Origin of the sequence: Bacillus cereus group sp. BfR-BA-01522, assembly GCF_022662635.1 — a bacterium.
Taxonomy (GTDB): domain Bacteria; phylum Bacillota; class Bacilli; order Bacillales; family Bacillaceae_G; genus Bacillus_A; species Bacillus_A cytotoxicus.
Map to the genome: position 1 here is coordinate 1 of NZ_JAKUDY010000030.1, position 7,233 is coordinate 7,233.

The following is a 7,233-nucleotide window of genomic DNA, read 5'->3' on the forward strand; positions in this document are numbered from 1 at the left end:
TTTGTGCTGAGATTGGTAATACGAACTTCTCGCTATTCCAAGTGTTTGACACATTGTACGAACAGAGTGTGTTTCTTTTTGACAATCGATAAATTGATGTAATTCTGTATCATTTATTTTTTCGCGAATATGGCCATAGCCTTTTTTAATATCTCATTCTCCTCTTTCAGGCGAAGCATTTCTTTTTGCATTCGTTTTAGATCTTCTGGAGTCATTTCTTCCTCATCAATCGTTGTGATAGGAGAATATTTTTTAATCCATTTATAAATCGTTACTTCTGATACACCATACTCGCTGCTTAATTCTTTCACAGATTGGTCTGAATGATATAATTCAACAACCATCTTTTTAAATTCTGCATTAAAGTTCTTGTTTGCCATACGGACACTTCCTCCTTGAAATCCATTGTAAGGACTTAACTAAGTTGTGTCCATATGACTATACTAACTCCACAGTCAAGATCTCACCTGCTGTTTTGTTAAAATTAAATACACTTAAACCATTTATAAAATTATAAAAGAAGCAGAAAGTATGGATAAAGTATCGAATAATAATATTATCGATATGCTTATTGAAAGCTATGTAAATACTAAACTAACAACGAGACAATCTGAAGGTTATAAAGGGATGTACAAGCACCTTTATGAAATGCTGGAAAAGAAATAACACGTGAAAAGTTTAAATAGGAGTGGTACCTGTGGAAAATAAAAATAATTCATTTGTAGTAACAGTTACGCCTATTACTGACAACTTAGATAAGGAAATACAGGCACCTCAGAAAAAAAATTTAAAAACCAACAAGGAAGTATTAAAGTTTCTAATGAATCAAAAGTAGAACTTGAGGCACTAATGAAGATTACCAACAAGAAATTCGCTCACGAAATAATCGATCTACTTATAAATAATTATTATGTAGAAAAAGAATTAACTGCAGAGCAAAAAATGAAATTCAAATTACTAACAGAAATATAAAAAGAAGTATCCCTTATTCTAATTAGGGGTACTTCTTTTTCCTCTCTACCGATATTGAGACGTTATGTTAACCAAATGTGTATACCATATACATCTAAAAATCTGAACAAATTAGTCCTTTCTAATGGTATAATTAGGAAAATGGAGGTGCATGTAACATGGCAAAGAGAACAGAACGATATCTTAATTTTATTGAAAGTGATCCAATCCTTTCTAAAATTTTGGGGGGATTTTCATCATTAGTATTACTATACATTATTATAGGAGGTTGTTTAGTAACTACTATTGAAAACGAATATGTGAGAATGATATTTTCTGGTTTTTATTTCATATCCATCATTATTTTCAACATATTCTTTATAATTCGGTTTGTAAAATACCGAAAAAAATCACTGTGACCCCTAAGTGAAGCAAATGTACAATGACTTCCGCTAATAATGCCTTATGTTAACTTGACTTGAATATGATATACAATAAAAATATAAAAAAGGGGGTAATAAATTCGATGAATAAAACTGCTGTGATATTATCTTTTGCTTTGATGCTTGGTATTGTAGATCAATCTTCCATTAAAGGGCACTTTTGTTGAAGAACTTTTTTGAAGTAGATTCCCAAACTTGGAAATCTACTTTCTAGATATTTGTATAATTTTAAATATTATATATCTTTATGAAAAATTGGTTTACTAAGGAGGTTGTTATATGAGTTACAAGAACACACTTATTACCATTTCAGAGGATTCAAAAGCTACTTCTGCCATAGTACCTGTCACCAGAAATGGAAAACCTACTATTGCTTCTATTGAATATGATTTAATTAAGAATAATCCTTATAAATTTACACAAGAAGATGTGCAATTTAAAACTTATTTAATCAAAAATCAAATAGAAGAAGAAAATACAGATGAACTGCGAAAACAATTTTTTTCAAAACCTATGGCTTGCTTCAGAGCTTCTCCTTTAGTGAAAAATTATGGTTGGGGAATACACTATAACGATCAAGGGAAAATTGCCATTTATGATGTTAAGAGTGAAATATATAACCAATTGCTTAATCAAGATAAGATTACTAAATTAAAAGGTATGCGTTCGAAAAGAAAATAAAACAGTATCTTATTAATCCTTTATTAAAATAAACGGTGGTGTAAGTGGAACAAATGTAGTAGCCGGTGCTATTGTAGGAGCAGGAATTGGTGCTGTTGCTGGTGGAGTAGTAGGAGCATTTGCAGAATAAAAAACTAACTATCAAATAAATAAAGGAGAAAATAAATAAACATGAAAAATAAATTCACACTTCCTCCTTTCAAAAAAATTACCAAAAAAATTAAATATCAATAAAACTAATCTCTATAACTTCTATTTCTTAAACATTTCATGTAATAACAAAAATTACCTATAAGGGGTCACCATATCATTTTAAGAAAATTGTACGCCAAGGGATTTATAAAGGTCATTAAGATTTAATAAACGTTTATAAATATTTTGTAATATGTTTATAAACGTGATAAACCTTGATTTTATAAGGATTATAGTTATGTCCTTAAAGGTATACCTTTACAAACTACGATCGCTTTTCCCATTAGTAAAAGTAATATTCCAGTTGACATTTTAGAAAACATTGACTTTCCAGTGCCAAATAGTCCCTATTTAGCTGGAAAATAGTCTTAGCGTACATCAAACATCTTAATTTGTGTCCAAATTGTTTCTAAACGTACAATTTTCTTTTTTTGATATGGTGAGGCCAAATAGGCTTTAAATCTAAATTATCCTTAAAGAGATATTACGATTATTATAAATGCTCTATAGAAAATACAAACTCATATCTATTACTTAATGTATAATTTTTACACATCTACAGAAAATTAATGGATTAAATGAAAATAGAGGTTTAGTAATGAAAAAAATGAGGAATCATATTATATCTATGAATACACTTAACGAGATAGGACTACTAAATATATCAAAATTGAAACCTGGCGGTCACAAAAAGATGAACTGCTAACCCTGAGCATAAGAGACAGTGACATCTTTCAAATTCAAATGATAAAAATAGATTCAAAAAATAGTAACATAGCGTTATGTCGCTGCTCTTGTTTCAATATGTTTTGGATACAACCAAAAAACTTAAAATTCATAAAATGTGTAATTCAATAAATATTCCCATAAGAATAATTATTCGTTTTATATGTCTATATAATAAAAGTTGTAGCAAGGAGGTGATACATATGAAGATTAAAAAAACAATGCCAGTTCGCGGCATCATCGCTCAGGAGATCTAATTCATTAATTTGTAAACATTAATATCGAATTATTGATGTATCAGATTATGACTTGAAATGGCGCCAAAATGGCGCCATCTCCATTTTTTAAGGTGGGTGATATTTATGCTGAAAATAATGAAAAATAAAGACGTTAATTTGCTAACTCTATCCACTTTGTTATCTTCGATTGGTACTGGGATATCTAGTGTAGGTGTTACCTGGTTAATGATAAATAGAGAAAATGGGGATAAAATTTTCGGGATTGTATCCTTATTGATTACTATCCTTTTATTTTTTATTACCCCATATATAGGAAGTGTAATTGATAAATATTCCCGAAAAAATATTTTTTTATTTAATCAATTAGCAGGTTTTATCGTTGTGAGCTTAATTATTTTAAGAGGAGTATTACAAGGAGAATATGATATGTATGCCCTTGTAATTCTTAGCTTAATATCAAATATTTCTTATGCCTTCTTTTTTCCAACAGTATTGGCGTTTGTTCAAGAAAAATTTCATGAAAATCAATTTAAAGAAATTAATAGCTTGTTAGAAACTGTTAGTCAAACAGCGGTATTAGCATCTGGTAGCCTAGCAAGTATTTTAATGACTAAAGTTAGTTACACATTTATTTTTCTGATAGATGCTTTCTCCTTTTTAGCAGCCTTCTTATTATTTGCTTTTATTACATATGAAAAAACGTTAACAAACAGAAAGTCTCGATCATCTGGATTTTTCTTAAGTATTCGAGAAGGATTCGATTTTTTAAAAAATAAAAAATGGCTAACGTTATTATTTCTGTGTTCTTGGATGCCTTTCTTAATCGTTATGGTAGCTAATTATGTAAATCCCATATTCATAAAAGATGTATTAAAGGCTGATGCCAACGCCTATGCTCTTTCTGGATTAATTGCATCATTAGGAGCCATAGTAGCTGGCATTAGTTATTATTATATTTCAAGCAAACTAGGTGAAAACTGGAGTCTTATTATTTATGTAACTACTTTCACAGTAGCACTTCTTTTAACCTTTGTTTTTCCATCCTTATATATTTTTCTAACCATCAATTTAATTAGAGGATGGGGACATGGTGGAGCTAAAATTACCAGAAAGAATTTAATGATGATTACAATTCCTAACAATATTATTGGGAGAGTAAATAGCTTTTATACATGTGTCGGGTTGTTCGTTAGAATTTTATTAATAGGTATTTTCACTCTGTTCATCCATGACATAGGGCCGCGTTATTTATACTTTGTCATGTTCCTAGTTATGGTGATTTCTAGTGTGCTTGTATATATCAGTATAAATAAAATTAATTTTGATAAAGAAAAACAAAAACAAGGGGTGTCTTAAAATGAATATTACAAATCGTATCACGAGACTTATTAATTCTCCAACCAAAGATTTTTTAATTGCAGCTGATGTAAAAGGGCAGATTCATAAATTTGATTTGAATTTAAATCTTATTCAGTCTAGTCAATCAACGGGGTATAGCTCTCCAATAAATGCTATGGTCGCATACAAAGATGCTATTTATACTAGGAACAGAAGAGGTTCTGTTTGTAAATGGGATCTAAAAACCTTAAAACCTATAACAGTGCAGGATGATTATACACTTAGAGAAGACAAAAATTTATTAGAAAATGAAGAGCCTTCTCCTACATCAGCCAGAGGAATAGGTGTTATTAACGGAAAAGTTTATACTAATAATGGTTATGGACAACTTTTAATTTTAGATAGTGAAACACTAGATGTTTTAGATATAAAAGAAAAAATTTCAGAACAATTTTTTGATAGTTTCAGTACTGAAAATTCAGAATATCAAGCGATGGGTGAAACAAGTGGTTATTTACATATTGGAAATCTAGAAAGAATGGAATTTCCAATTAAAGAAATGATTGATGGTAACAACATTCACTGGGTCCGTTGGGACGATCGTCATAAAAGATTTTGGGCAACTCAAGATGCTGGTGGTGGAGAAGATAAATTTTTAAGTAATGGAGTTATTACCATCAGTACAGATGGTAAAGAAAAACAAGAATATCATTTTACTTATGATGATGTTGAAGCTTTAGAATTAGACGATGAATACAAATATGTGTATGTGGGAGCATTTGATGGACATATTTATGTCTTTGACAATGAACATAAAGAACTTACCCTAAGTAATGTTATTGGCCCATTTCCATATTCAGTTCTCAACTTAGTTTATATCTCTAAAGATAAACTTTTTGTACTGATGCAAAATGGCGAAATACATTGTATTAATTCTCTGGGTGAATTTCAATATAAAGCAAACTATAAAGGAAGCTGTGTTTGGGAATTAGCCGCACACCCGCTCAATAAAAATTTAATTTATTGCGCTAAGGATGATGGTGTCGATATATTATCCTATGAACTTGGTAAATTTAATTCTATTAATGTTCGTGTAGCAGAAAGACATAAACATTTCTTTGGATTAACTAAACGAATTAAACCTTTAAGAGATGGATCATACTTAGCTATCGGACATAAAGGTGTAGTATTTAAAGCAAATCAAGATGGAAATTTAGAGTGGTTTTTACATTTATCCGGTGTTCCTAGAAGTATAGATATTGATTCAGATGAAGAAAGAGCTTTAGTAGCTATTGAACGCGGTTCCTTACATGAAATAAATCTTAAAACCGGTTCTATTTTAAATACAATTGATACTAATGGAAAACCTGTTTGGGTAACAGGGTATACTTATGACGATTTAAAGTTATGTGGTACCAAAGACGGTGAACTAAATTTTTATGATGAAAACAACAAAGTTGTAAAAACAATTAATATTGATGGTGTACCGAAACGATACTTTTTACATGAGGGAAAAACATATATAGTTGGTTCTTGTGGATTAGTAGAATTAGATATGAACAGCGAAGAAGTAAAGAAACAATGGGTAGATTTATTAATTAATACAAAAGAAAGTAGTGTGATTTTAGGGGACTTTGTACATGTTGTATCATATGGTTTTCAAGTTGGAACGTATAAGTATGATACAGGGGAATGGTTTGATTTAGAGGAAAATGTACAAGACTTCCCTAAAGCTACTTTTGGTATTCAAGGTGAGAATGGTGAAAATTATTTGCTAGTAGGGGGAAGGGGCAATTACATTAACGTTTACAAAGTAATTAATGGTTTACCTCAAAAAGTTAGAGAGTTTTACTTGCATTGATGATTTCATAGAGTACTCTAAAAAGAGTTTTTTAAACTATAACTAAGGAGGAATAGCATTGATTTTAGTTATATCTGGTAGTTCTAGGATCTTTTCCAATAATAGGGGATTAGTTAATTATGTCGTTAATAATTTAAATCAGAAGGGTCAAGAAGTTGAATTTTTTGATCTCTCGAAGAATCCTCTTCCTATTTTTACAGGTAATGTTACTGAGTATGAAAATGCGAATGTTAGTAAGTTAAAAGAAATTGCCAATAGAGCAAATAGTTTCGTTATTTGCACTCCCGAATATCATAATGGAATGAGTGGGGGATTAAAAAATGCTTTAGATTTTTTAAGTAAAGAGCAGTTTTTAAATAAACCAGTTACCATTTTATGTGCTGCGGGTTCAGGAAAAGGTGGAGTCAATGCTCTAAATAACTTGAGATTAGTTATTAGAGGATTACATGGATTAGTACTACCTCAACAACATATTTGTGATTCAATATTCTTTGACGATTGCCAAAATTTAATTGATGAAGTAAGTAAAGAAATTATTAATAATATGATGATTGATCTAGTGAATTTTGTATAAAGTTTATTAATTTTCTAAACGATAACGATTGAGCCATTCTGTGATACAGAATGGCTCTGTTTAGTGCAAAATGAAAGTACATAGTAATGCAATAAAAACGTGCAGATATGATTGCACAAAAAAAGGTCTATTCTATAGGGTATTTCTTGTATAATGAGAGAAAAATGAGAATCGGAGACATTTCAAAATGACGAAAAAACTATTTACAGAAAAAGAAATTGAAATACT

At 30.0% G+C, this 7,233-nt stretch carries 4 protein-coding genes and 3 pseudogenes; 6 read left to right on the forward strand and 1 reads right to left on the reverse strand.

Annotated elements, in window-relative coordinates; genetic code table 11:
• Positions 1–380 (reverse strand): annotated as a pseudogene (locus MR059_RS21220) (transposase); the annotation flags it as partial.
• Between the two features lie 65 nt (positions 381–445).
• Here MR059_RS21220 and MR059_RS21225 point away from each other — a divergent pair.
• The 6 genes and pseudogenes from MR059_RS21225 to MR059_RS21250 all read left to right on the forward strand — a co-directional run.
• Positions 446–666, forward strand: a pseudogene (locus MR059_RS21225) (hypothetical protein); the annotation flags it as partial.
• A 31-nt stretch (positions 667–697) separates the two neighbouring features.
• Positions 698–972, forward strand: a pseudogene (locus MR059_RS21230) (hypothetical protein).
• Positions 973–1,673: 701 nt separating this feature from the next.
• A complete protein-coding gene (locus MR059_RS21235) occupies positions 1,674–2,075 on the forward strand; it encodes a DUF6157 family protein (protein ID WP_012094725.1) in 402 nt (133 codons plus the stop codon).
• A 1,280-nt stretch (positions 2,076–3,355) separates the two neighbouring features.
• Positions 3,356–4,588 (forward strand): MFS transporter, encoded by a 1,233-nt coding sequence (locus MR059_RS21240; RefSeq protein ID WP_242162023.1) that lies wholly within the window; start codon positions 3,356–3,358, stop codon positions 4,586–4,588.
• 1 nt (position 4,589) lies between these two features.
• Positions 4,590–6,431: a YncE family protein gene (locus MR059_RS21245; protein WP_242162024.1), complete on the forward strand. Its 1,842-nt coding sequence runs from the start codon at positions 4,590–4,592 to the stop codon at positions 6,429–6,431.
• Between the two features lie 58 nt (positions 6,432–6,489).
• A complete protein-coding gene (locus MR059_RS21250) occupies positions 6,490–7,005 on the forward strand; it encodes an NADPH-dependent FMN reductase (RefSeq protein ID WP_242162025.1) in 516 nt (171 codons plus the stop codon).
• The last annotated feature ends 228 nt before the right edge of the window (positions 7,006–7,233 follow it).

What these genes read in the sequence shown, in the direction of transcription:
- MR059_RS21245 (WP_242162024.1), top strand. Translation starts at nt 4,590, where the DNA reads ATGAATATTACAAATCGTATCACGAGACTTATTAATTCTCCAACCAAA.
- MR059_RS21240 (WP_242162023.1), top strand. Translation starts at nt 3,356, where the DNA reads ATGCTGAAAATAATGAAAAATAAAGACGTTAATTTGCTAACTCTATCC.
- MR059_RS21235 (WP_012094725.1), top strand. Translation starts at nt 1,674, where the DNA reads ATGAGTTACAAGAACACACTTATTACCATTTCAGAGGATTCAAAAGCT.